Genomic DNA, 23964 nt, shown 5'->3' with positions numbered 1-23964 from the left:
GAACGCGCTGCTCGGTCGGCCGATGCCGAAATCGGGGCCGAATCGATGGGATCCGCACATGGTACGGGTGCGCTGAACGAGGTCCTCCAGGTAAGGCCGCAACTCGCCAGGGAGCGATTGCGGGTCGACGAGAGCGGAGCGCATGCGGCCAGTATGAGCCGCCGTGCCCACGGGCGCGCCGAGGTCCATGCCGAACTCGTCGAACCAGTGCGGGCCAGCGTGGCCGCCCTCGCCGGGCCCACCGTGGAACAGGCCGTTCGCGCCGCTGGGGAACGGACTGGACATCCGGAGGTCGAAGGCGGCTATCTCAGGTGATCTTCCACTTGATGTCGCCGAGGAACTGCGGGTCGTCCGGGTCGGTGATCGATCCGGCTCCGCTGGTGCCGCGCCCCGGCAAACCGCCTCCGGGCGCCCGGAAGTCGAGGAGGCCGAGTACCAGTCGCGCATCCGCCGAGGCGCCGTCGAAGACGAACGCGGTCCCGGCTCCTGGCCGATCGTCCCAATCGAACTCGCCCGATTCCGCGGGTACGAACACCGAGGCGCCGCGCCATTCGCCGAGCAATCGGTCGGAGCCCGCCGGTGCCGATTCGATGGTCATGTTGATGAACTGGACGCTGGCTGGGTCGTTGGCGTCGGTCAGTTCGACGTCGACGTTGAAATCGAAAGCCATGACAAACCTTTCCGCGATGATTCGGAGGGCCGAGAGATGGTTATGCGGTGCTTGCGCGCGTCATTCGTCGATCGCATCGTCAGTGTCCAACCGTCGTTGCCCGTGGTCATGGGTAGTTCGCTACTCGACTTTCGCGATGCGGCCGCTCGCTGCCCACGGCCTTGACTCATCGGGCCTCGGTGGGGGGCGGAATCGTGTGCAACTCGACCTCGCTCAGCCGACCCGAGCGAACCGTGGCGGTCAGGTAGGTGTGATCCGGTTGGCGGCGTTTGTCGGTGGGAGAGCCGGGGTTGAGCAGGCGGAGGCCGGTGGTGGTGACGCTGTCCCACGGGATGTGGCTGTGACCGAAGACGACGACGTCGGCGTCGTCCACTGCGCGCCACACGGGCTCGGGGAGGTCGCGCGCGCGTTTCGGGATGTGGGTGTCGTAGATGATGAGCAACCGCACGATGTCCGGTGTTTCAGTTTCGGTGGGTGTTGTTCGCGGCCGGTGTCAGGCTCTTCCTCACGAATTGCCGACAAGCCTCGGCTGCTGCGTTCAGGTCGAATGCGTCCGGGGCGATGAGGTGTTGTGCGGCCACGCCGCGCACCATGCCGATCACCGCGACCGCGGTGGCCACCGGATCGATGTCGCCATCGACGGTGCCATTGGCTTGACCGGCGCGGAGTAGGGCTTCGGCGCCGAGGCGGAACCGTGCGTCGTCTGTGGCGAATACCGGGCGCATGGTCGCCTCGGACGGAATCGCGGCCCCCCACATGACGAAGAACGCGCGACCGGTTTGCGAATGCCGAACTATCGCCTTCAGATAGTCCTCGACGAGCCCTGCCAGTATCTCGACCGCGTCGGCGTCGGTGCCTTCGATGTCGGCGACGTCGATGGCTTCGGTGACGAAGCGCTCCTGGATGCGTTGGGCGAGGCGGTCGACCAGCGCGGCTTTGCTGCCGAAGTGATGGCTGGCCAGGCCGCGGCTGTACCCGGCGAGTTGCCCCACATCAGCGAGCGATGTCTGGTCGACGCCGCGCTGGGCGAACAATGTCTCGGCGGCATCCAGTAGGGCTTGCTCGGCTTGGGCGGTGCGTTCTTGTTGAGTGCGCCGTGGCGGCGTGGCTGTCTTGCCATCGGAGCCGATGGACGTCACTGACCTAGCCGCACGACCTGCCATGAGCCCAACCCTAACTGTCTATTTGCTGAACGTTCGACAAGAATAGATGATCTGCGGGCCCCTGCCCGCGATGCCTCGGTGGGCCCGCAGATCGCTGGTCGGTTTTGTCAGCCGAGGCGCGTACCGCCGTTGACCGGCACGACTTGGCCGGTCACGTAGTTCGACAAGGGTGAGCACAGCCAGAAGATGGCGTCGGCGGCCTCGGAGATCGTGCCGGTGCGGCCGAGGGAGACGAACGGCATCGGCTTCGAGTCATAGACCTCGGCTTCGGTGGGCGGGGAATCCGGGTCGAGGGTGATCCCGAGTCGCTTGGCCTGTTTGTCTGGCATGCCGACTTGGATGGTGCGGCCGCCGGTGTGGATGACCTCGCGTTCGGATTGCGGTAGTCCGAAGCGGGTTTGGATGATGCCGAACGCCACGGCGTTGACGTTGACGTGCATCGCTCCCCATTCCTGGGCGAGAGTGCGCATCAGACCGAGCACACCCGCCTTGGCCGAGGCGTAGTTGGCCGCGCCGTCGAGCCCGATCAAGCCGGCCATGGAGGAGACCATCACCGTTTTGCGGTGGCGCAGTAGACCATTGGCGGCATCGGTCGCGGCGGCGGCGCGAAACACCGGAGCGCAGGCGCGCGCCAGGCGGAAGGGCGCCACCAGGTGGATGTCGAGCATTGCCTGGAACTGGTCGTCGGTCATGGCGTGTACGCGGCCATCCCAGGCGTAGCCGGCATTGTTGACGACGATATCGAGGCCGCCGTGGTGGGTGAGAGTGTGGCTGACGAGTTCATCGCACACACCGGGTTGCACCAGGTCGGCAACGAAGGCGGTGGCGGTGTCGGACCCGTACCTGTCGTTGATCTCGGTCACCGCTTCATCGGCCTTGGCCTTGTCGACGTCGGCGATGACGACTTTGGCGCCGTTGGCGGCCAACTGCGCCGAGGTGGCGCCGCCGATCCCACGCGAGCCGCCGGTGACGATCGCGACCTGGCCCTCGAGCAGGTTGCTGGTGAGACTGGGTTCGATCAGCATGTCAGCATCCTTTCCACACCGGAGGCCGCTTTTCCGCGAAGGCGCGCAAGCCTTCGTGCAGGTCCTCGGAATCATGCAATGCGGCAACGTATTTCATTTGTTCGTGCCAGGCGTCGTCGTCGGTCCAGTCCTGAGCGTGGGCGGCGATCTGCTTACTGGCCCGCACCGCGAGCGGCCCTGCCGCACACACCTCGCGGGCCAGCTCCAGAGCTGCGGTGAGGGCCTGGCCCGGTTCGGTGAGCTTGTTGACCAGGCCCAGTTCGGCGAATCGTGTGGCCGGCCAGGTCTTTCCGGTCAGGATCAGCTCTATCGCGATGTGGTACGCGATGCGCTTGGGGAGCCGGAAGCATCCGCCGCCGATGGCAACCAGGGAGCGAGCGGCTTCGGGCAGGCCCATCGTGGCGGTGCGGGAGGACACGATCAGATCGCATGCCAGGCACAACTCGAGCCCACCGGCGAGGGCGTGGCCCTCCACGGCGGCGATGACCGGCTTGCTCGGTGGCTGAGCCATCATGCCGAACGCGCCGCGCCGCTCGGTGACTCCCATGTCGCCGCGGGCGGCGGCGATGAGGTCCTGTCCGGCGGAGAACACGATGTCGGAGCCGGTGAGGATCGCGCACCGCAAGGAGTCGTCGGCGTCGAAGTCGTCGATCGCTTCCTCGAGGGCGTGGGCGGTCGCTCCGTCGAACGCGTTGCGGCGTTCGGGCCGGTTGATCCTGATGATCAGGATCTGTCCGTCTATCACCTCGGTCAGGATGAGATCGGAACTGCTCGCGTCGAGACCTGGTGTCTCGTCTGTTGTTCGGTCACCGAGTGACACTGAATCCTCCATTCACTGGATAGGTTCGTCCCGTGATCCAGCTACCGGCCGGGAAGGCGAGGAAGCCGATCATCGCTGCCGCGTGGCTCACGACGGTGATCGGTCGACAACGGTGGCCCGTTGAGTCAGACATTGCGTCGCCGCCCCTCCCAATAGGGTTGGCGCAGTGCATTTTTGAGTACCTTGCCGACCGGATTGCGAGGCAGATCGCCGACGAAGGCGAACTGGCGGGGCCGTTTGTAGCGGGCGAGGCGGCCTTCGAGATGCGCGAGGAGTTCCTCCTCGGACAGCGGCGATCCCGGTGTGGCGATGATGTAGGCCAGCGGCTTCTCGCCGAAGTCGCTGTCGGGGATGCCGATCACCGCGGCTTCGACGACCCTGGGGTGCGATACCAGTGCTTTCTCGATCTCGGCCGGATAGATGTTGACTCCGCCCGCGACGATCATGTCTTTGATCCGGTCGGTGATGAACACGAAACCGTCCTCGTCGAGATGGCCGACGTCGCCGGTACGGTAGAAGCCGTCCTTGATCACGTCCTCGCCGAGCGTTGGACCGCCGAGATAGTTGCGTAGAACGATCGGGGTACTGACGGCGATTTCACCCACCTCGCCAACGGGCAGCCGATTCCATTCGTCGTCGACGATCGCGATGTCGACCCCCTCATAGGGACGGCCGCTGGTGCCGGGTTTGCTCAGTTGGTGTTCCGGTGCGGTGTAGCTGATCATGCCTGGCTCGCTGGCGCCGTAGCTTTCCCAGAGCACGTCGTCGCCGAAGCGCTCGACCACCCATTCCTTCAGTGACTGCGGGACGGGCGCGGCGCCGAGCATGATCTGTGTCAGCGAGGAGAGGTCGTAGCGCTGGAATACCTCGACGGCCAGTTTCTGGATGCGCAGCATCATTGTGGGAACTCCCGCCCACGACTGGATGTTGTGGTCCTCGATCAGCCGCAACGCCTGTTCGGGCTCGAACGGGTCCAACGTCACGATTGTTCCGCCGCGGCCGCAGGTGATGGCGGCGATCTGCGGTCCTGCGCCGTGGTGTACCGGCATCGTCAACAGGGCGGTCACACCGTCGGGCTGGGGTGGAGTCCCAGCCACCGACAGCCCGTACCGCACCAGACGTTCGGGGTCTTCGATGTCGGCAGGGTTCGTCGGCGGCACACCTCGTGGGCGGCCGGTGGTGCCCGAGGTATACAACACCAACGACGGACGCGCGGGACCGAAACGGGCAGGGGCATCGGGTGTCTCGAGCAGATCCTCGTAACGGATCCCGGCAGCGCCGCGAGTTTGTCCGACGGTGATCAGCAGGCCGGGGTCGACGCCGGCCCACTCGCTGACATCGGTATCGTTGCATGCCAGCCCTTTTGCGCCACTGTCGCGCAGAATGTACATCGCTTCGTCAGGGGTCAGGCGCCAGTTCACGGCTACCTGCGCCACGCCGATCTTCTGCAGGGCACGTTGGATCACGAACCACTCGGGTGCGAGCCGAAAACGCATGCCGATGCGGTCGCCGGGGCTCAGCCCCCTTCGTGCCAGGCCCTCCGCGACACGGTCGGCGGCGTCGTTCCACTGCTTGTAGGTCAATACGGTGGAACGACTGATCACCGCGGGCCGATCCGGCCGGTGGGCGGCCCAATATTCCGGGGATCCATGGTCAGGGTGGGTCATCGTTGTCCCTCTCTGTGCGTCGCTCGGAACCGACGCGGGTTGTGACGCAGGCGCATTCGATTCCTGCGACATGTAACTTGCTGAACAGTCAGCAAATATCTTGGACACGGGTTGTGTGTTCAGGTCGCCTCGGTAGGTGAATTCGACTTTCGTGCAGTGGATTTCGCCGCAATCAGTTTCGTGAGAGAACGTGGACGGCGCACACGGCGCCGATGCCCACCATGTGGGCGACGCCGATGCGAGCGCCGGGATGCTGGCGCGGACCGGCTTCCCCGCGCAGCTGGGTGGTCAATTCCGCGATCTGGCCCACGCCGGTCGGGCCGATCGGATGGCCCATCGACAACAACCCACCGGAGGGATTGACCGCCACCCGGCCGCCGATATCGAACTCGCCCGCCGACAGCGCGGCCGCCGCCTGCCCGGGCTTGCAGATTCGCATGGCCTCGAGATACACCAGCTCTTCGATGGTGAAGGCATCGTGCAGCTCGACCAGATCCACATCGTCGGCGGAAACGCCAGCGGCTTCCAACGCCTCGGTGGTGGTCTCGGCCGTCAGTGCCGCATCGAAATTCGCTGTGCCGTAGAACGTTTCCGACCGCAATGCCGATGATCGAACCCGCACGGCCCTTTCCCGGTTCAGGCCGAGCTCGTCGATCGCACGGTCGGAGACGACGAGAGCCGCCGCCGCGCCCTCACCGACAGGGCAACACTGCAGGCGAGTGAAGATGCCGCTGAGATGCGGTGGCGCCAGCACCTCCGCCAGGGAGCGGGCCTTGGGGCGCTGCGCATTCGGATTCAGCGCCGCGTTGCGACTGTTCTTGACCGCCACCTGAGCGATCTGCTCCGGTGCCGCGCCCGTCTCGTGCATGTAGCGCGAGGCCAGCAATGCGAAGTGGGTGACCGGCAGTATCCGGCTCCCGACCAAATCGTCCAGACCCGCCGCATGGGTCGGGGTCGAGAAGTTCAGCGGCTTGTCGACGCCGACCGCGATGGCCACATCGTGCACCCCGGCGGCTACGTCGAGGTAGGCCTGGCGGAACGCGCTGGAACCCGACGCGGAGGCGTTCTCGATCTGCACCATCGGGATACCGGTTGCCCCCAGGTGTCGATACATCAAGCGCGACAACGCCATCGACGTCGTCGCCGTACCTGTGTAAGCGGTCTCCACCTGCGTCCAGCTCATGCCCGCATCGGCGAGTGCCGCCCGGACGGCGGTGAGCCCCAATTCGGTGTACGGCGTTCCGCCGGGCTTCTGATAAGGGTGCAGCCCCACGCCGACCACCCATGCCCTCCGGAGTCCGGTTGCCGCGCTCACGCATCCGCTCCGTCCACCTGGGCCGCGCTCGCGAACGCAGGCTCGACCAGCTCCGAACCGGCATCGCCGTGCCCGACGACATGCCATCGCGCCGAAACCCGATCTCCGATTCGGACAGCCGGAGATTCCGGGTGCGCCACGGCACGGATCAACGGCCCGGCATCGAGGGCAACCTCGACAACCGTGAAAGGCGCAGCGCCCTGCGAATTCATGGTCACGTCGGCGACCGCGAACACGACGCCGTCCGAGGGCAGCGGCTTGGACACGAGCTGATCCGCTGAGGCGCCGCAACTCTCACACCCGAGCCCGATCGGCGGGAAGTACCCGGCCACAACTCGCGCATTCGGCACCCTTCAAAACCGGGTCATCGAGCGAGGGATCGTAGAGCCGGGGGTGGATAGCGACTCGCACCGCAACCTCCAAGATACTTGTTAGCCGTTCAGCAAGTTAATGCTAGCAGTTCTCCTGCGAGAGAAACAGCCCCTGGAGAAAGAGCGCCCCCGACCTCGCGATGAGCCGCACGAGCTGCGACATCTCGGCGCGGATTCGCCGGATCCGGTGGGCACGAGCGCCAGGTCGGAGTCTCGGCGGTGAGGTCGCCGAGCGCCTCGACCGACCGCCGCGTCTCGGTATCGATCAGGATCGTGGAGTCCGGCGACCCGACCGCGCGGCCGCGAAGGTTCGGCGGGGGTAATCCCCGCTGGTATCGCACCGCTGTGCGCGGGGCCGCCACCGGCAGGCCGTGGCACGTGCGGAACCCGCGAGACCGAAGCGGCCGATCGAGAACTCGGGCACCGGATCCGCGCATGAGCGGACCCCGGAACTGTCACAATCGAAGTCTGATGACCGAGCAGCAGGATTCGGGCGAGGACAAGGATCCGCCTCCTACGGGATGGATCACGTTCGACCACGCCTACGGCCCCGCCGGGTTCGGGTATCCGCAGCAGCCGTACGGCGTAGGTTCGGCGGAGGGCCCGATCAGAAGGTTCTTCAAGCGATTGTTCAGGACGAAGTAGCGGCGGTTCGGCGATGGCGGAACAGGGCGCGGCGTGGGCGAGCTTCATTCACGACCAGCTCGAGCGCGAGTACTCCCGCCGCGACACACTGAATACGCGGGCCGCGTCCGCCGTCACCAGCGCGACCGGCCTCGTCACCCTCGTGCTCGCGGTGGTGGCGGTGTTGAAGGGCAAGGACTTCACGCTCACCGGAGCCGCGCTTGTCGCGCTCTACGTCGCGATGCTGGCGCTGCTCGGCTCGGCGGTGCTCGCGGTCCTCGCCGGGGTGAGCTGGCGCTATCGCGTCACCTCCCTCGATTCGATGCGTGCGATGTTGACCGAGCACTGGCGCGATGCCGAGGTGGACGCCCGCTATGTGGCGGCGTACTGCCACTTGGAGTCGATCGCCTCGCTGCGGGCCGGGACGTCGCTGAAGGCATACTTGCTGATGGGCGCCGCCGGAATGCAGGTGATCTCGATCCTCGCGATGGCTACCAGCGCCCTCGTTCTCGTAGCATGACACTTGCGGTCACCTTCACGTCGCGAAGAACTCGGCGACTGAGTTGCAATCACCTCGGCGTCGCGAAGAATTCGGCGACCAAGCGGTCAGGTGAGGGTGTCGACGACGTAGGTGGCGGCCTGCGCGAGCAGGGCCTGGTCGTAGCGAGCGTCCACGGTGGCTTTGCTCGACATCAGCGCGATGACGAGCGGGGCGGAGCCGGGCGGCCATACGATGCCGATGTCGTTGAGCGTGCCGTAGTCGCCGGTGCCGGTCTTGTCGGCCACCGTCCAGCCCTGCGGCACCCCCGCCCGGATGCGTTGTGCGCCGGTGGTGTTGTGTTCGAGGAGGTCGCGGAGGAAGGCGCGCTTGTCGGCGGGCAGGGCGTCGCCCAGCACGATTCGCTGGTAGTCGGTGCCGAGGGCGCGCGGCGAGGTGGTGTCGCGGGGGTCGCCCGGTGTGGCCTCGGTGATCGCCGGTTCGATGCGATCCATCCGCGTGACGGTGTCGCCGAGGCTTCGCGCGTACGCCGTCAGTTCGGCGGGGCCGCCGAGGTCGCGGAGCAGCAGGTTGCCCGCGGTCCCGTCGCTGAAACGGACTGCCGCGTCGCACAAGTCGCGGATCGTCATCCCCGTCGCCACGTGTCGCGAGGTGACGGAGGCGCTCTTCAAGAGATCCGCTTCGGTGTAGGAGACGACAGTGTCCAAGTGCGACAGCGGATTACGGTGCAGCACCGCCGCCGCGGCCAACCCTTTGAACGTCGAACAGAAGGCGAAGCGCTCGTCTGCTCGGTGGGTGATGGTCGCGCCGGTGCCCGTCGCGAGTGCGTAGACGCCGAGGCGTGCGTCGAACTGTCGTTCCAATTCGTCGAGACGCTCGTGGTTGATCTCCGTCGGAGTCGCCGGAGCCGCGGCAGGCGGCGCCGGTGCCGTCGCACAGCCCGCGAGGGGCAAGAACGCGGCCGCGCCGAGGAGACCGCGGCGGGTGAGTAGCGGTCGCGACAACGTCACTGTTCCTTCCCCTGGTGCGCGATGCTCGCGGTGTCGATGACACACACTGCGGGCTAGGTGTCGGCGGTCGCGTCGTCCGGCGTTCCCCGGCCGCTGACCCCGGCAGTAGTGCGCACGCCTGATCATCCTGTGGTCCCATGAATACCGGAACATCTCGGCTCGCGCACGTTCCGGCTCTCACCGACGTGCATCGACCGCGGACTCGGTCCGGTGACGGCCCGTGGCTTCGCTGAGGGCTCGCCGTCTTTGGGGCAGCGGTGCTTCTGTCCTTCACGAGGCTCAAAGAACGGGCCGATTCCGCGTCCCGTAGATCCCCCACTCGTCACCGCGCAAGTACGCGAGATGCTGAGCGTCGGCGCGGGCGGCGAGTGCGGCGGCGACCTCGGCGGTGGCATTGCGGCGCAGCTTCAGCAGCACGCCGAGACAACCGGCCACGATCGCGAAGCCGAGAACCGTGCCGCCGAGCTCGGCGTCGAACAGGTTGCCGATCCCGATGAGCAAACCGAATGCCGCGACGGCCCACGTCCACGCGCCGGGATGCCGCCGCATCGACTCCCGCACCCTGGCGTAGGCCTGCTTGGTCTTGTCGGGGTCCTGGAAGCACCAGACGACGAGGTAGAAAGGCCACAGGAACGGAGCCAACAGCAACAGGACGATGATCTTCATGGCCCTCCTCTCACGGCGCACGGGGATGAGGACTACCCATTCGATCGAAACCCAGTCCACCCGGTGTTACCCGGCGCGACCTCCCCACAGCTAGCGTCTCGGATTTTGTCCTGCGGGGCAAGCAGTGATTCGTGGCACTTCGCCGTTCGAGCGATTCCTTTCCGGTCCAGGTCGCCGCGGGTTCGGGGTCCGGATCCGGTCACTCATATGAGCCGGTCAGATGTACCGCGAGGTCGAGGCGGGCGACTACCGAGACCTGCGCGGATTCGTGGCGTCTTCGCCGTGCGAGGTCGGCACGCGGCTCATCGAAGGCGGCGCAGGGCGCGCTCGGCGGCGTTGGCGCCACACATGCCGTGCGCGCCGGGGCCGGGTGGGGTGGCGGCCGAGCACAGGTAGTGACCCGGGATGCCGATGTCATAGGGCCACAAGGTTTTCCGCGGACCGAAGACGAGCTGGGGGATGTCCTTGGCTCCGGTCATGATGTTGCCGCCGACGTAGTTGGGGTTGTAGTCGGCGAATTCCGTGGTGGTGCGCACGGCGGCGCCGAGGACGCGGTCGCGGAAGCCGGGCGCGAATCGTTCGATCTGATCGATGATCGCGGCGGTGGCGTCGCCGGTGTAGCCGTGCGGGACGTGGGCGTAGGCCCAGATCGGGTGGATGTCGCCGACCGAGCGCTGTGGGTCGGCCAGGTACTGCTGCCCGACCAGCACGAACGGCCGCTCGGGCATCCGTCCGGCGTGGATGTCGCGCTCGGTCGCGGCGATCTCGGAGTAGCTGCCGCCGAGGTGCACAGTGCCCGCGCGGCGGGCGGCTTCGGCCGTCCAAGGGACTCCGTCCTGGACGGCGAAGTCGACTTTGAAGGCGCCGGGTCCGTAGCGAAAACGCCGGAAGGCCTTGCTGATTCGCGCGGGCAGCCGGTCGCCGAGGATGTCGGCGACGGCCGTGGGCGCCACATCCCACAGGGCGACGTCCGCCGGGGGCAGGTCGGTCGCGGTCCGCACCGGCGTCCCGGTCTCGATCTTGCCGCCGAGATCGCTGAGCAGCGCCGCCATCGCGTCGGTGATGCGCTGGGATCCGCCCGCGGCGACGGCCCACCCGTAGGCGTGCCCCGCGGTGAGGATGCCGAGGCCGATGCTGGCGCTGAGCGGCCGGTTCAGCGGGTGAAAGGCGTGCGCGGCGACGCCGCCGAACAGACCGCGCGCCTGCGGGGTGCGGAAGGCCTCGGCGAGCAGGTCGGCCGAGGCGAGCGCGGGAATCCCGAAGCGCGCCAAGCTCAACGGATGACGCGGCACGCGCAGCAGCGGCCGCATGATGTCCGGGCTCATGCGGTCGTAGCGCGCGGTGGGGCGTTCGAACAGCAGCCGCCAGGCCCGGCCGTCGGCGCCGAGGCCCTCGGCCGTGTCGGCGACGGATCGGTGCAGCACACCGGCGCTGCCGTCGTCGAGCGGGTGGACGCAGTCGATCTCCGGCCACACCCACGTCAGCCCGTAGCGGGCGAGGTCGAGCGACCGCAGGAGCGGAGAGCCGACGGCCATCGGGTGGATGGCCGAGCACTGGTCGTGCAGCAGACCGGGCACGATCGCTTCGCGGGTCCGTGCGCCGCCGCCGATCTCGTCGGCGGCCTCCAGCACGGTGACCTGAAGCCCCGCCCTGGCCAGGACGATCGCCGCCGCGAGGCCGTTGGGGCCGCCGCCGACCACCAGTGCTGTGCTCATATCGCTCTCCGTTCCGTTGATCGCGGGTCAGCCGACGCGCTGCGGCTCGGGTTCGGGCGCGGGCCCGGCGGGCAGTGTCGGCGCCTCGTATCCGGCACGCCGCCAGGTCACTTCGTGCGGGATCGGGCCGTCGGGCAGCCACGGCTGTGCCTGCACCGCGTCGCGCACCCGCCACTCGCCGCGCTCGACGACGCCGAGCGCCGCGTCGATGACCTGGTACCGCTGGGTGCCGCGGTGGACCGGCTGGGACTCCACCCACACGATGATCCACTCACCGGGGGCGAAGCCGACGCGGGACTGCACCGCCTCGATCAAATCGGTGTGGTGCAGGTGCCCGTCGCCGAAGTTGAAGCCGATCAGCGAGTTGCAGCCGAACTCGGCCTCGCGCACCGTCCACCGATCGAGCTCGGGAATGTGCTTGTACAGCAGCGAGAACAGGCCGCGGCCCTGGCTGTGCATGGACCGCCACGCGATGGTCTGCTGCATGGTGATCTCGGCGATGGCCTTCGGGTAGCCCATGGCCTGCAACTGGTCGAGCTGATTCTCGGTCGGCCGGTGCGGCAGTGTGTTCAGCTTCTCCTCCGCGCCGGGGGCGAAGGCCCACAGTGCCGAGGCCCAGTTGCCCGCGTACTGCCGCATCGACGGCAGGAACGACACCAGATCCGGACGCAGGTTGCCGAGGATCGGGAAGAACAGCAGCGCGGCGGTGATGCCGAGGGCCAGCCACGGCGAGGACATGTCGGTGACGGCATAGCCGTCGGCCGCGGGATAGCCGAGGAACAGGAACACCGACAGGTAGGCGAACAAGACGTTCCACTCCAGCGGCACCGCCAGCGGGAAGGTGGAAATGATGAAGCAGTGGAACACCACCATCATCACCACGCCGGCCAGGGTCAGCCAGTAATTGGTCGAGAACAGCAGTACCAGCGGCGTGATGATCTCCACCGTGGTCCCGCCGACGTGGGCGAGGAACGAGGCCACCTTGGACGGGCGCAGGTCGCGCGGGAAGTCGCGGTAGTGCAGCCGCTCGAGCCACCGGAACGGCACGCTCGGGCTGTTGGACACCATCGGCGGAACCACATTCGTGAAGTGAATGCCGAACTTGGAGACGCCTGCGCCGATCCAGACGACGCAGATCAGCAGCTTGGCCGCGATGATCATGTCGACGAACGGCAGCGCCGCGAAGAAGATCAAGGCGGGGAGGTACTGCTCACCGCGCGCCGCGAGGAAGATCGTCTTGTCCCGCAGCCCGCACAGCACGTAGAGCGCGATCGGCGCGATCAGCAGCGCCGGATTCACCAGCCCGGAGGTGTCGCCCGGCAGCGCCGCGTTCAGCGACGCGCTCGGGACGCCGGGCAGCGCGATCGCCACCAGCAGCGTGCCGAGGAAGGCCAGGTAGAGGACGACGTCGAGGATCGTGCGGGTGTCGCCGTTGGTGAGCGGCACGCGCCGCCACGGCCGCAGACGGATCGTGCCCGGCCTGGCCCAGAACAGGATTCCGCCGGTCATCGGCTTGAACTTGCCCGCGAGCGGACCCCAGGAACCGGCCAGGCCGATGGCCTCGAGCAGGACGGTCCACAGCACCAGCTTCTGGTAGACGATCGGTTCGTTCCACCAGCCGCTCACGTCCCAGACCGGTCCGACGCCGGAGGTCCAGGTCGCCAGCGCCGCGCCACCCAGGATGTAGAGCACGAGGAGTTTGACGATATAGACGGTGTGGATCATTCTCGGGCTGCCGAAGCCGTAATCCACCCAGTGCAGCGCCAGGGTCTGCATGCGCTCGCGCAGTGGTTTGTCGAGAAATGTATCGACGTCGACGGGCGGGAAATCTCCCGTTTTGAACCCCATTGTTTCGAACCTTTCTTGCTACCGTTTTTCGGGTGCACGACATCGACGTCCGTGAGCGCGTGGCTCCGACGGCGTACTGTGCCTTCGTGGATTTGTTTACCGAATGCTGTCGATGCTCAGGCAGGAGCCGGCATCGTGCGCAATTTTCTCTTGTCGATCTTGCCCACCGGATTGCGTGGTAGTTCTTCCGTGAGATGAATGGCGACCGGGATTTTGACCCGGGCCAGCGAGATGCCGCAATGCTCGAGCAAGTTCGAGGCGGTGACCGTGGTCCCCGGCATGGCGACCACGTGCGCGACCGGCACCTCGCCGAGCACCTCGTGCGGTGCGCCGACCACGGCGGCCTCGAGCACGTCCGGGTGGGCGTGCAGGACGTTCTCGATCTCCTTGGGGTAGATGTTCTCCCCGCCGCGGATGATCATGTCCTTGATGCGGTCGACCAGCACCAGGTAGCCGTCCTGGTCGAAGTAGCCGACGTCGCCGGTGTGCAGCCAGCCGTCGACGACGGTCTGCGCGGTCGCCTCAGGGCGGCCCAGGTATCCGCGCATCACGTTCGGGCCCTTGATCACCACCTCGCCGGTCTCGCCAGGATCGGCGATGAAGCCGTTGGGGTCCACGATCGCGACCGTCTGACCGGGCAGCGGCACCCCGACCGTGCCCGGCTTGCGCGGCCCGCCCGGCGGGTTCACGGTCGACGCGCAGGTGCCCTCGGACAGGCCGTAGCCCTCGACGACCGGTACGTCGAAACGAGATTCGAACCGCGCGATGAGCTCGGCGGGCATCGGCGCCGCGCCGCACACGACCCGGCGAAGTGACGAGGTGTCCGGTGTCCGCTCCGGGGATTGGGTCACCAGCATGGCGTAGATCGCGGGCACCGCGGAGAAGTAGGTCGGCCGGACGCGTTCGATCACGTCGAAGAAGGTCGACGCGGAGAAACGCCCGGCGATGGTGGCCCTGCCCCCGGCCAGCAGCGGCGAGAGCACGCTGACCACGATCCCGTTGACGTGGAACAGCGGCAGGATCAGCAGGCTGTGATCGGTCTCGTCCAGGCCGAGCGTCTCGATGAGCATGGCGCACATGGCGGCGATGTTCGAGTGATCGAGCACCACGCCCTTCGGCTGTCCGGTGGTGCCGCTGGTGTAGATGATCAGCGCGGTCGCGTCGTCCTCGGTGACGGCCGCGGGCGCCGGCGCGGTGGTCGTCGCGGCGGGGCCCGCCACGTCGGCCACATCCAGCGACTCGAGGCCGCGCCCGCCTTCGGTGATCACGACTTTCGCGGCGCAATCCGAAATCTGGTATTGCAGTTCGTCGAAAGTCGAATCCGGTTTGACCGGGGTGACAGCGGCGCCGAGATGCCAGGCCGCGAAAAGGATGACCACCAATTCCAGCTGATTCGGCAAGACCACCGCGACCACGTCGCCGCGCCCCACTCCGTGTGTGTGCAGAATTGTCGCGGCGGTCTGAACGCGGCGCGCGAAATTCGCGTTGTCGAGTTCTTCGCGATCGTCCGCGAGGCAGGGTCCGGTCGGATTCCAGAGCGCCCGGACGCGGGGTGTCTCGGCTACGTGCTGCACCATTTCCTCACCATCGAATGCGTATGTGACGGGGATTACATTCCCAAGGTAGGGAAATTGCCGGGGCAGGGCTACGGGCCGGTATCCCAGAGTTTCCGCCGCGTGTTGTGCCCGTGGCACAAAGGGAGTGCGCAAGCGCCCGTCCGGACCGCTGACCTGGAGTATCGTCCGGGCCGATGAGCGAATGCAGTGAGAGAACGATGGGCCGACGTGCGACAGCCGTGCCGGAGCCGGGCGGCGGGGCACGGGCATGAACGACGAGGTCGAGTCGACGGTCCGCGAGGTCGCCGAAGACATCAAAGCCGACCTTCCCCGGCTGCTCACGGACATGACCGCGATGTTCGCCGAGATGATCCCGGAGTTCCGGCACGACGACGAGGTGCGGCGGCTGATGGTGGCCAGCACGGCCTCGAACCTCGCCGGGATCCTCGATCTGCTGACGCTGGGCATCTCGTTCGACGACCTCACCGTGCCGCCCGCCGCCGCCGAGTACGCCCGCCGGTTCGCCCAGCACGGGATGTCGCTGGAGGCTTTGCTGCGCGCCTATCGCCTAGGGGAGCACATGTTCGCGCAGACGGCGATGAGCGTGCTGCGGACACTCGACCCATCGGCCGAACTGGCCCTGGCGACCACCAGCCGGATCGCGTCACTGGTCAACCGTTATATCGACGCAGTCATCGAGGGCATCATCGACATCTACGAGAACGAGCGGCGGCGCTGGGACGCGCGCTCGGACGCGACGCGCGCCGCGCAGGTCCGGGCCGTCCTGGAGGGAGAGCGGCTGGATCTGCCTTCGGCGGAACAGATGCTGGGGACCTCGCTGCGCGGCTGGCATCTGGCCGCGATCATCTGGACGCCGCCCGGCTCCCCGGCCTCCTACGACCTGCTGCGCACCGGTGCGGGCATGCTCGCCACCGCGACCGGCAAGCTTCCGCTGACGATCCTCGTCGACGAACACAACTGCTGGGCCTGGATCTCCTCGACGGGCAGGCCCTCACTCGACGTGGCGGTGCTCGAAGCCGAATTGCGCAAGCAACCGTCGCTCCGGATGGCGGTCGGCGATCGCGGGTTCGGGCTCGCCGGGTTCCGGCAGACGTTCCACGACGCCCAGGGCGCGCGCGGCGTGGCGGTAGCCGCCGCCAAAGTCCGCCAGCTGACCCTGTACTCGCGCGTCGCCGTGGCCGGTCTGCTGATGGACCGCCTGCCGGACGTGCGGGCCTGGGCGCACCGGGTGCTCGGCGATCTGATGCGCGACGACGAGTCGACGGCCCGCCTGCGCGAGACCGCCCAGGTGTACCTGGACGCGCGCGGCAGCCTCACCGACGCGGCCGCCCGCATGCACGTCCACAAGAACACCGTGCACTACCGGGTGCGCAAAGCCGAAGAGCTGCTCGGTCATTCGCTCGGCACCAATCGGCTCGACGTCGAGATCGCGCTCATGGTGTGCGCGCAGTTCGGTGTCACCGCACCGGCTTCCGGCCGCTCCGACACCGCGGAGTGACCGTCGCGTCACCCGGCGATGCGACGGTTGGCGCCGCGCAGCGGGTTCGCCACGGGCGATTTGATCGCCGGAAGGGTGACCGACATGCGAACCCGCGTGCCCGGTCCGTTGTGGTGGATCTCCAGTTCCTCGGTGAGCGCGCGCATCATGTCGATGCCGCGGCCGCGATGGCCGGGATCGGCGGAGCGCGGCTTCCAGGTGCCGGTGTCGGTGACCTCGATGACCACCCGTTCGGTGTCGCATTCCGCGCTCAACCCGACGTGTTCGGTCGCGGCCGTGCCGTTGCGGTAGGCGTGCTCGATGCTGTTGCTGCATGCCTCGTTCGCCGCGGCGACCAGGTCGGAGGCGAGATCGTGCGGGACGGCCGCGGCCGCGAACCAGGCCTTGAGCCTGCGGCGCATGCCGGAGAGCTCGTCGGCGTCGGCGGGCACGTCCATGCGCAGCGGCGCGGGAGGCTGCCGGTAGACCACCATCGCGACGTCGTCGTCGTAACCCGCGGCCGGACGCAGCCGGGAGAGCACCGCGTCGGCCACCTCGCGCGGCAGTTTGCCCGCGGTGTCGGCGAGCACGGCCGCGATCTTGGCGAAACCGTCGTCGATGTCGACACCGCGCTGTTCGACGAGACCGTCGGTGAACAGCACCAGCGTCGAGCCGGGCGTCAGCGCGGTGGTGGCCTCGGGGCGGCGCGGCATCTCGAAGGTGGCCAGCGGCACCGAACGCCCGCCCTCCAGCAGCCTGCCCGGCGTGCCGACGTCGGCGAGGATCGGCGGCATGTGGCCCGCACTGCTGTAGCGGACCAGCCCGCGCACCGGATCGAGCACCGCGGCGCACACCGTGGTGCACATGGCGCCGGGGATGCGGCTCGCCACCGTGTCGAGCTCGGCGAGCAACTGTGCGGGGCCCGCGCCGCGCAACAGCAAAGCCCTTCCCGCCGTGCGCAATTGGCCCATCACCACGGCCGCGGACAGGCCGCGGCCGACACAGTCGCCGACCACGATGCCGATCGTGCCGTCGCGCAACGGCACCACGTCGTACCAGTCGCCGCCGATCTCCAGCGGCGGCAGCGCCGGTTCGTAGTGCACCGAGAACCGGGGCGGCAGCTCGATGGGGCCGAGCATGGCCCGCTGCAAGGTGAGCGAGGTGGCGCGGGCCTGATCGAAGTTGCGCGCCCGCTGTACCGCCAGGCTGAGGTGCCCGATCAGCAGTGAGAACAGCGTCCAGTCCGCGGCGCTGATCGCGCGCGGCGCGGCGAAGCGCAACCACAGTGCGGCGTCGCCGGTTTCGCCGAGTGGGGCGACGATGCCCTCGGAGCTCTCCGCGCCTTCCGGGATCGCGAACAGGCTGCGCGGCGGCCTGCGCCGGGCGCGCTCGAGCAGGGCGCGCGCGGGTTTGTCGAGCGCGGCGGGGTCGGTCTCGACGCCTGCGGCCGAATCGCCCGGCCGCTCGACAGATCCCGAGACGTACACCTCCGGGTCGGCATTCCGGCTGGGCCACACGGTGACGACCGCGGACTCCGCGCCGACGGTGCGCCGCAATTCGTCCAGGCCCACCGCGAGCACCTCGACCACGCTGGTCGCCGCGCCCACCGCGGTGGCGAGCCGGGAGGCGGCCTGGTCGCGGGCCTGCGCGTCGTGCTCGGCGGTCACGTCGCGGATGGTGCCGACGTAGATCAGCTCGTTGTTCTCCGGCTTGACCAGCGCGCTGGTGCTCACCGCCAGCCACAGCCGACGCCCGTCGCGGTGCCGGATCGGCAGCACGAAACGCAGCGCCTCGGTGCCGAGATCGGGGTAGCGCGGCCCGGCGGGCAGCGACCACGGATGCGGCACCGGGTACGGCACGTCGGCGGGACCGTAGCCGGTGAGCGCGCCGAAGGCGGAGTTCACCTCGACGATGGTGCCGCGCGCGTCGGCCACGAAGAACCCGTCCTGCAACGATTCGACCAGCGCGGTGCGGAAGGCGTCGCGGCCCGCGAGATCGTCTGCGCGCGAACGCTGTTGCTCGTAGCGGCGGGTGCCGTCGAGGTAGCCGCGGGTGGCGATGTCGAGCGCGGCGAGGGTCTGCAACAGGAATTCGAGCGCGGTCTCGGCGATCCGCGGCTCCCGCGCGCCCTCGGTCGCGCGCTCGGCCAGTTCGGCCTCGGTGGCCAGGCGGAAGTGGTTCTCGGTGAGGTCGAGCAGGCTGATGCCCTCGACCAGTGCGCGTCGGCCGAGGTCGTAGCCCTCGGACAGGCTGTCCTGACTGGGCGAGTCCAGATGGCGTCGTAGGGCGTCGGCGTAGGCGTCCAGGAATTCGGCCAGCACAGTGCTCATCGGCGACCGCCCTTTCCGGCTTCGCCTCGCCTGCACCCGGCCGCGTCGTTCATGCCTTCGCCTCGCAGGCGCTCGGCTCCGGCATGCGCGAAGCGCGCCGACACACGATTCGTTCACTGCGTTCGCTCATGAGACCCCGTTCGCGGTCCCGCCGCGGTGCCGGGCGGCCAGCACCAAGGCGTCGTCGGTGTCCTTGGCGTGCCGGGCCAGGATGTCGGCGGTGATCTCGGCGGTGGACCTGGAAAGGTCGATGCCCTCGGCGGACTCGGTGACGATGCCGTCGGTGGTCATCAGCAGCAGATCGCCCGCGCGCACCTGCACGGTCTGCGGTTGCAGGTTCTGCGGTAGCCGATATCCCACGATGCCTCCGGTCAGTAGGACCGCGGCGCGCACGGTGAGTCCGGCGGGGCTCGCGGTGAGCACCCGGGAATCGACATTGCCCACGCCGAGCCAGCAGATGGTGTCCTTGACGTCGAACAGCGCCAGCGACACCGCGGCACCGCGGGTGTCGGCCATGGCTCGATGACACAGCACCATCAGCACATCCAAAGGCTCGGAGCGGTTCTCGGCGAGCACCTGGGCGGCCCGGTCGGCCGCGTCCGCCGCGGCGGCGCCGTGGCCGAGCCCGTCGAGCACCGCGAACAGCACCGCGCCGCCGCCCGCGTCCAGGACGACGCAGCGGTCACCGGAGATGTGCTGCCCCGGTAACGCCCGACCGGCCACCGCCCACTCGATTCGGCCGATGAACCCGTCTTCATGCACCGTTGGGTACCCACTTCCACATTTCCACCAACGTGCCGCGGCCGGGCGCGGAGTCGATCGTGAGCCGATCCATCAACCGTCGCGCGCCGGGCAGTCCGAGCCCGAGTCCGCGGCCCGTCGAATAGCCGTCCTCCAATGCGCGGGGGATGTCGCGAATGCCGGGTCCTTGATCGCTGGCCTGGACCACGAGCGCCTGGCGGCCCTCGCGATCGTCGACCAGCAGGCGAATTTCGCCGGTGCCCGCGTAACTGGTGATGTTGCGGGCGATTTCGGAGATGGCCGTCGAGATCATGGTGCAGTCGGTCAGGGAGAAGCCGAGTTTGGCTGCCAATTCCCGTCCGGCTTGTCGTGCTGTCACGATGTCCGCGGACAGCTTGACCGCGATCACCACGTTCTCAGCGGCCACTGTCACGACCGTCTCGCTGGCGGCGTACGGAAGATTTTCGATCCAGCCATGCCAGTCCTTCTTCGAGGTCGAGGGCGGTGTGCATGTCCTCGAAGGTCAGTCCGAGCTGCACCATGGCGAACGCGACCTCGGGTTGCAGTCCGACGATGACGGTCTCCGCCCCGCGCAACTGGGTCATGTGCGCGATGGTGCGCAGCGATCTCGCGGCGAAGGAGTCCATCACGTCGATCGCCGTCACGTCGACGATGATGCCGTGCGCTCTGTATCTGCTCACCTGTTTCATCAGGTCGTCCTGCAGGCGCTCGGTGTCGGCGTCGGTCAGTGCGGACTGGACCGACGCGATGAGATAGGTGCCTTGCTTGAGAATGGGGACCGGCATCGCGGGCGCTCGATCAGCGTCCGTCGCGTTCGGCCGCTCGATCGGTCACGCGCGTCACCTCGTAGCCGAGTAGGCGTTCGGCCTCTTCTATGCCGCCCTGGAGGTCGCCGACGGCGTTCATCTTCGACAGATCGAGGCCGATGGTGACCAGGGTCAGCGCGATCTCCGAGGACAGACCGGTGATGATCACGCTGGCGCCCATCAGGCCGGAGGCGTCGACGGTTTGGACGAGGTGGTTGGCGACGGTGGAGTCGATGGTCGGTACGCCGGTGATGTCGATGACGACGACCTTGGCGCGGTTGTGGCGGATGGCGCGGAGCAGCTGTTCGGTGAGCTGGCGGGCGCGCTGGCTGTCGAGTACGCCGATGATGGGCAGGATCAGCAGCTGTTCGCGGACCTGGAGCACGGGGGTGGACAGCTCGCGGATGGCTTCCTGCTGCTGGCGGATGACGCGTTCGCGTTCCTGCACGAACGAGATGGCCACGGTGCTCGCGATGCGGTTGGCGGCCGGTTCGTAGGCGTCGAGCGCGTGGTTGAGCAGGTCGAAGTTGGACTGGTACTTCTCGAAGAGCGAGCGGGCCAGCACATCTCGCAGCAGGAGCACGATGCCCAGGACCTCGTCGGTCTCGACTCCTCTCGGGATGATGCGTTCGGACAGGTCGCGCGCGTAGGCCTGCAGCGCCTCGACGCTACCGGTTTCCAGCACCTCGACGTAGTTGTCGTAGATGGAGGTGGCCTCGGAGAAGATCTCCTCCGGGGTCATGGCGGTGAGCAGCTGGGCATCGGTGATACGGCGCGCCCACTCCTCGCGCAGCGCGGTGCGGTTCTGGCGCAGGTGCTCGACCAGCTGCGGAAGCAAGTTGTCTACCGGTCCCGCGGCCAGCGAGTCCGCCGAAAGGCTCATGGACACCTCGGACATGGAAATTCCAGCCCCTTTCGACGGGTAGGTCGGTGGTTCGTCGTGCGCTCGGCCGTGGCCGAGTCCGAGCCTAGTCATACCCCATCCCGATTGCCGCTGAAACCTATGGGTAGCTCGCGCACAATTCATGTGGTCGTCACGAATCCGCGCTCCAGGGCGAGCAGGGCCTCGTCCAGGTAGACGGTGAGATCGGCGTCCGCCCGGCGCAACCAGGCGTCGAAGGCGGCGCGGGCCGCCGCGAGCGTGGTGCGGCCGACGGCCATCGGGATGAGCCCGTCCTCGGGTTCGCCGAGCCGTCGCCCGGCGAAGGCGCTCACCGCGCGCTCCCAGGCGTCGTAGTGCGCGCCCGCCGTGGCGGCGAGCGCGGGCACGGTGGCCACCAAGTGCATTCGCCTGCGCAGCTCGGGCACGTCCTCGGCGCGATAGCGGTTGGCGTTCACCACGACTCGGCGCACGGCCGTCATCATCGGCACGTCGTCGGGCACCGTCGCGAAGGCCGCGCGCAGGGCGGCCACTTCGTCGTCGAACTGGTGCCAGAGCACCTCGGCCTTGGTGGGGAAGTAGCGGAAGAAGGTGCGCCCGCTGATGCCCGCGGCGGCGGCGATCTGGTCGACGGTGGTGTCGTCGAAGCCCTGCTCGGTGAACAGGCGCATGGCGATGACTTCGAGCTCGCGCTTGGTGGTGCCGCGGGGTCGGCCCCGGGTGGTCCGCGTGGTCACGGAGTCATTATGGCCGCTGCCCGTCTAATTTTGTCAGTCCCTGAAAGTATTGATTATGTCAGTCGGTGACGTTAATCTCGCTGGCATGGGCAGCATGGCGGATCTCACATGGCCGGAGGCGGGCGCGCGCGCCACCGGGGCGATCCTCGCCGTGCCGGTGGGCGCCACCGAGCAGCACGGACCGCACCTGCCGCTGTCCACCGACACCGACATCGCCACGGCGCTCTGCGCGGGGCTGGCCGCGGTGCGCGCGGATGTGCTTGTGGCACCGGCGATTCCGTATGGATCCAGCGGCGAGCACGCGGGATTCGCGGGCACCCTGTCCATCGGGCAGGCCGCGCTCGAGCTGGTGATCGTGGAGTTGTGCCGCTCGGCCACCGACACCTTCGACCGCGTCCTCGTGGTGAGCGGGCACGGCGGGAACCTGGACCCGCTGCGCCGCGCCGAGGAGCTGCTGCGCAGCGAATCCCGTGACGTGCGGGTGTACCTGCCGCATTATTCGGGCGGCTTGCACGCGGGTCGCGCCGAGACCGCGCTGCAACTCGCGCTGCGCCCCGATCTCGTACGCGCCGACCGCGCGGAGAAGGGCGACACCCGTCCGCTGGACGAGCTGCTGCCGCTGCTGCGCGCCGGGGGAGTGCGCGCGGTGAGCCCGAACGGTGTGCTCGGCGATCCCGAGGGCGCGCACGCCGAGGAGGGCCGGGCCCTGCTCGCCCGATTGACCGACGACCTGACTCAGAAGACCCGGCACTGGTGGCCGGCGCACGCCCCGAAAGGACTCCCATCATGAATCCCTGGTTCGAAACCGTCGCCGAGGCGCAGCGCCGCGCGAAGAAGCGGCTGCCCACATCGGTGTACGGCGCGCTGATCGCGGGCTCCGAGCGCGGTCAGACCATCGAGGAGAACCAGAAGGCTTTCACCGAACTCGGCTTCGCGCCGCACGTCGCGGGCCCGATCGGCGAGCGCGACCAGTCGACCACGGTGCTCGGCCAGCCGCTGTCGATGCCGGTGCTGATCTCGCCGACCGGCGTGCAGGCGGTGCACCCCGACGGTGAGGTAGCCGTCGCGCGGGCGGCCGCCGCGCGCGGTATCGCCATGGGGCTCAGCTCTTTCGCCAGCAAGCCGATCGAGGAAGTGATCGCGGCGAACCCGGCCACCTTCTTCCAGCTCTACTGGTGCGGCGGCAAGGACGAGATCCTGCAGCGCATGGCGCGGGCGAAGGCGGCAGGCGCGGTCGGGCTCATCTTGACGCTCGACTGGTCCTTCTCGCACGGCCGCGACTGGGGCAGCCCGGTGATCCCGGAGAAGCTGGACCTGCGCACCATGCTCAAATTCGCGCCGCAGACCCTCGCCCGCCCGCGCTGGCTGGCGACCTACGCCCGCTCCGGCCACATTCCTGATCTCACCGCGCCCAACATGGCGGTGGGCGGCGGCCCGGCCCCCGGCTTCTTCGGCGCCTACGGCGAGTGGATGGGGACCCCCGCGCCGGACTGGGACGACGTGCGCTGGATCTGCGAGCAGTGGGACGGCCCGGTGATGCTCAAGGGCGTGATGCGGGTCGACGACGCGCAGCGCGCCGTCGACGCGGGCGTCGCCGCGATCTCGGTCTCCAACCATGGCGGCAACAACCTGGACGGCACCCCGGCCGCCATCCGGGCGCTGCCGGTGATCGCCGACGCCGTCGGCGGCCAGATCGAGGTGGTGCTCGACGGCGGTATCCGCCGCGGCAGCGACGTGGTCAAGGCGGTGGCGCTCGGCGCCCGCGCGGTGATGATCGGCCGCGCCTACCTGTGGGGCCTCGCCGCGAACGGGCAGGCGGGCGTGGAGAACGTGCTCGACATCCTGCGTGGCGGCATCGACTCGGCCCTGCTCGGTCTGCGCAAGACGGCGATCACCGAGCTGAACCGCGGCGACCTCGTGGTGCCCGACGGCTTCGAACGGGCGCTCGGCGTGCCCGGGGCTGCCGCGGCGAAGGCGGCGTCCGCGTCGGCCTGACCCCGGG

General features: G+C 68.3%; 25 protein-coding genes. 6 read left to right on the top strand and 19 right to left on the bottom strand.

Going from position 1 to position 23964, the window contains the following annotated elements; genetic code table 11:
• Positions 1-45: 45 nt before the first annotated feature.
• Positions 46-315: a hypothetical protein gene (locus tag ACRWNM_RS17640; protein ID WP_431968764.1), complete on the top strand. Its 270-nt coding sequence runs from the start codon at positions 46-48 to the stop codon at positions 313-315.
• On the opposite strand, the gene ACRWNM_RS17635 is transcribed toward ACRWNM_RS17640, so the two are convergent.
• The 8 genes from ACRWNM_RS17635 to ACRWNM_RS17600 form a co-directional block, all read right to left on the bottom strand.
• Positions 308-670, bottom strand: a complete 363-nt coding sequence (locus ACRWNM_RS17635; protein WP_431968762.1) for a hypothetical protein — start codon at positions 668-670, stop codon at positions 308-310. The two genes, ACRWNM_RS17640 and ACRWNM_RS17635, sit on opposite strands and share 8 nt — an antisense overlap.
• Positions 671-836: 166 nt before the next feature.
• Entirely contained in the window at positions 837-1118 is a 282-nt protein-coding gene (locus ACRWNM_RS17630; protein WP_431968760.1) for a metallophosphoesterase family protein, read from the bottom strand.
• Positions 1119-1131: 13 nt separating this feature from the next.
• Complete coding sequence (locus ACRWNM_RS17625; protein ID WP_431968758.1) at positions 1132-1833, bottom strand: TetR/AcrR family transcriptional regulator; 702 nt, start codon at positions 1831-1833, stop codon at positions 1132-1134.
• 107 nt (positions 1834-1940) lie between these two features.
• On the bottom strand, positions 1941-2858 hold the full coding sequence (locus ACRWNM_RS17620) for an SDR family NAD(P)-dependent oxidoreductase (RefSeq protein WP_431968756.1): 918 nt from the start codon (positions 2856-2858) through the stop codon (positions 1941-1943).
• Between the two features lies 1 nt (position 2859).
• Positions 2860-3678, bottom strand: a complete 819-nt coding sequence (locus ACRWNM_RS17615) for a crotonase/enoyl-CoA hydratase family protein (RefSeq protein ID WP_431968754.1) — start codon at positions 3676-3678, stop codon at positions 2860-2862.
• 125 nt (positions 3679-3803) lie between these two features.
• Positions 3804-5345, bottom strand: a complete 1542-nt coding sequence (locus ACRWNM_RS17610; RefSeq protein ID WP_431968752.1) for a class I adenylate-forming enzyme family protein — start codon at positions 5343-5345, stop codon at positions 3804-3806.
• Positions 5346-5517: 172 nt separating this feature from the next.
• Positions 5518-6660 (bottom strand): thiolase family protein, encoded by a 1143-nt coding sequence (locus ACRWNM_RS17605; protein WP_431968750.1) that lies wholly within the window; start codon positions 6658-6660, stop codon positions 5518-5520.
• A complete protein-coding gene (locus ACRWNM_RS17600; protein ID WP_431968748.1) occupies positions 6657-6926 on the bottom strand; it encodes a hypothetical protein in 270 nt (89 codons plus the stop codon). Before ACRWNM_RS17600 ends, ACRWNM_RS17605 begins: the two co-directional genes overlap by 4 nt.
• A gap of 576 nt (positions 6927-7502) precedes the next feature.
• Here ACRWNM_RS17600 and ACRWNM_RS17595 point away from each other — a divergent pair.
• Positions 7503-7676, top strand: a complete 174-nt coding sequence (locus ACRWNM_RS17595; protein ID WP_431968746.1) for a hypothetical protein — start codon at positions 7503-7505, stop codon at positions 7674-7676.
• Between the two features lie 13 nt (positions 7677-7689).
• On the top strand, positions 7690-8175 hold the full coding sequence (locus ACRWNM_RS17590; protein ID WP_431968744.1) for a hypothetical protein: 486 nt from the start codon (positions 7690-7692) through the stop codon (positions 8173-8175).
• Between the two features lie 86 nt (positions 8176-8261).
• Here ACRWNM_RS17590 and bla read toward each other — a convergent pair whose 3' ends face one another.
• From bla to ACRWNM_RS17565, 5 genes are all read right to left on the bottom strand, one after another.
• Entirely contained in the window at positions 8262-9158 is an 897-nt protein-coding gene (gene bla / locus ACRWNM_RS17585; RefSeq protein ID WP_431968742.1) for a class A beta-lactamase, read from the bottom strand.
• A gap of 285 nt (positions 9159-9443) precedes the next feature.
• Complete coding sequence (locus tag ACRWNM_RS17580; protein ID WP_431968740.1) at positions 9444-9830, bottom strand: hypothetical protein; 387 nt, start codon at positions 9828-9830, stop codon at positions 9444-9446.
• Positions 9831-10132: 302 nt separating this feature from the next.
• Positions 10133-11545, bottom strand: coding sequence for a phytoene desaturase family protein (locus ACRWNM_RS17575; RefSeq protein WP_431968738.1), 1413 nt, complete (start codon positions 11543-11545; stop codon positions 10133-10135).
• Between the two features lie 27 nt (positions 11546-11572).
• Positions 11573-13393: a DUF3556 domain-containing protein gene (locus ACRWNM_RS17570; RefSeq protein ID WP_431968736.1), complete on the bottom strand. Its 1821-nt coding sequence runs from the start codon at positions 13391-13393 to the stop codon at positions 11573-11575.
• A 116-nt stretch (positions 13394-13509) separates the two neighbouring features.
• Positions 13510-14967 (bottom strand): class I adenylate-forming enzyme family protein, encoded by a 1458-nt coding sequence (locus ACRWNM_RS17565; protein ID WP_431969102.1) that lies wholly within the window; start codon positions 14965-14967, stop codon positions 13510-13512.
• A gap of 250 nt (positions 14968-15217) precedes the next feature.
• Here ACRWNM_RS17565 and ACRWNM_RS17560 point away from each other — a divergent pair, with 250 nt between their 5' ends.
• A complete protein-coding gene (locus ACRWNM_RS17560) occupies positions 15218-16468 on the top strand; it encodes a PucR family transcriptional regulator (RefSeq protein WP_431968734.1) in 1251 nt (416 codons plus the stop codon).
• A gap of 8 nt (positions 16469-16476) precedes the next feature.
• Here the strand turns inward: ACRWNM_RS17560 and ACRWNM_RS17555 are convergent, their stop codons facing one another.
• The 6 genes from ACRWNM_RS17555 to mftR form a co-directional block, all read right to left on the bottom strand.
• Complete coding sequence (locus tag ACRWNM_RS17555) at positions 16477-18777, bottom strand: SpoIIE family protein phosphatase (RefSeq protein WP_431968732.1); 2301 nt, start codon at positions 18775-18777, stop codon at positions 16477-16479.
• 126 nt (positions 18778-18903) lie between these two features.
• On the bottom strand, positions 18904-19539 hold the full coding sequence (locus ACRWNM_RS17550) for a SpoIIE family protein phosphatase (RefSeq protein WP_431968730.1): 636 nt from the start codon (positions 19537-19539) through the stop codon (positions 18904-18906).
• Entirely contained in the window at positions 19532-19945 is a 414-nt protein-coding gene (locus tag ACRWNM_RS17545; RefSeq protein ID WP_431969100.1) for an ATP-binding protein, read from the bottom strand. Before ACRWNM_RS17545 ends, ACRWNM_RS17550 begins: the two co-directional genes overlap by 8 nt.
• Positions 19935-20324, bottom strand: a complete 390-nt coding sequence (locus ACRWNM_RS17540) for an STAS domain-containing protein (RefSeq protein ID WP_067781095.1) — start codon at positions 20322-20324, stop codon at positions 19935-19937. The genes ACRWNM_RS17545 and ACRWNM_RS17540 overlap by 11 nt, the downstream gene beginning before the upstream one ends.
• A gap of 13 nt (positions 20325-20337) precedes the next feature.
• A complete protein-coding gene (locus ACRWNM_RS17535) occupies positions 20338-21243 on the bottom strand; it encodes an STAS domain-containing protein (RefSeq protein WP_431968728.1) in 906 nt (301 codons plus the stop codon).
• Positions 21244-21368: 125 nt separating this feature from the next.
• The gene (gene mftR / locus ACRWNM_RS17530; protein WP_431968726.1) at positions 21369-21962 is read right to left on the bottom strand and encodes a mycofactocin system transcriptional regulator; all 594 of its coding nucleotides are present in this window, start codon (positions 21960-21962) and stop codon (positions 21369-21371) included.
• Positions 21963-22047: 85 nt separating this feature from the next.
• On the opposite strand from mftR, the gene mftE reads away from it, so the two are divergent.
• Both mftE and mftD read left to right on the top strand, forming a co-directional pair.
• Complete coding sequence (mftE, locus tag ACRWNM_RS17525) at positions 22048-22752, top strand: mycofactocin biosynthesis peptidyl-dipeptidase MftE (protein ID WP_431968724.1); 705 nt, start codon at positions 22048-22050, stop codon at positions 22750-22752.
• Entirely contained in the window at positions 22749-23957 is a 1209-nt protein-coding gene (gene mftD, locus ACRWNM_RS17520; RefSeq protein WP_431968722.1) for a pre-mycofactocin synthase MftD, read from the top strand. The genes mftE and mftD overlap by 4 nt, the downstream gene beginning before the upstream one ends.
• The last annotated feature ends 7 nt before the right edge of the window (positions 23958-23964 follow it).

The sequence above is a fragment of the Nocardia sp. bgisy134 genome, assembly GCF_965341865.1.
Classification (GTDB): domain Bacteria; phylum Actinomycetota; class Actinomycetes; order Mycobacteriales; family Mycobacteriaceae; genus Nocardia.
This window is presented reverse-complemented; position numbering and strand designations above follow the sequence as displayed.

Coding starts and splice junctions, on each gene's coding strand:
- ACRWNM_RS17640 (WP_431968764.1), top strand. CDS start 46: ATGGGATCCGCACATGGTACGGGTGCGCTGAACGAGGTCCTCCAGGTA.
- ACRWNM_RS17635 (WP_431968762.1), bottom strand. CDS start 670: ATGGCTTTCGATTTCAACGTCGACGTCGAACTGACCGACGCCAACGAC.
- ACRWNM_RS17625 (WP_431968758.1), bottom strand. CDS start 1,833: ATGGCAGGTCGTGCGGCTAGGTCAGTGACGTCCATCGGCTCCGATGGC.
- ACRWNM_RS17620 (WP_431968756.1), bottom strand. CDS start 2,858: ATGCTGATCGAACCCAGTCTCACCAGCAACCTGCTCGAGGGCCAGGTC.
- ACRWNM_RS17610 (WP_431968752.1), bottom strand. CDS start 5,345: ATGACCCACCCTGACCATGGATCCCCGGAATATTGGGCCGCCCACCGG.
- ACRWNM_RS17595 (WP_431968746.1), top strand. CDS start 7,503: ATGACCGAGCAGCAGGATTCGGGCGAGGACAAGGATCCGCCTCCTACG.
- ACRWNM_RS17590 (WP_431968744.1), top strand. CDS start 7,690: ATGGCGGAACAGGGCGCGGCGTGGGCGAGCTTCATTCACGACCAGCTC.
- ACRWNM_RS17580 (WP_431968740.1), bottom strand. CDS start 9,830: ATGAAGATCATCGTCCTGTTGCTGTTGGCTCCGTTCCTGTGGCCTTTC.
- ACRWNM_RS17575 (WP_431968738.1), bottom strand. CDS start 11,545: ATGAGCACAGCACTGGTGGTCGGCGGCGGCCCCAACGGCCTCGCGGCG.
- ACRWNM_RS17570 (WP_431968736.1), bottom strand. CDS start 13,393: ATGGGGTTCAAAACGGGAGATTTCCCGCCCGTCGACGTCGATACATTT.
- ACRWNM_RS17560 (WP_431968734.1), top strand. CDS start 15,218: ATGAACGACGAGGTCGAGTCGACGGTCCGCGAGGTCGCCGAAGACATC.
- ACRWNM_RS17555 (WP_431968732.1), bottom strand. CDS start 18,777: ATGAGCACTGTGCTGGCCGAATTCCTGGACGCCTACGCCGACGCCCTA.
- ACRWNM_RS17540 (WP_067781095.1), bottom strand. CDS start 20,324: ATGCCGGTCCCCATTCTCAAGCAAGGCACCTATCTCATCGCGTCGGTC.
- ACRWNM_RS17535 (WP_431968728.1), bottom strand. CDS start 21,243: ATGTCCGAGGTGTCCATGAGCCTTTCGGCGGACTCGCTGGCCGCGGGA.
- mftE (WP_431968724.1), top strand. CDS start 22,048: ATGGGCAGCATGGCGGATCTCACATGGCCGGAGGCGGGCGCGCGCGCC.
- mftD (WP_431968722.1), top strand. CDS start 22,749: ATGAATCCCTGGTTCGAAACCGTCGCCGAGGCGCAGCGCCGCGCGAAG.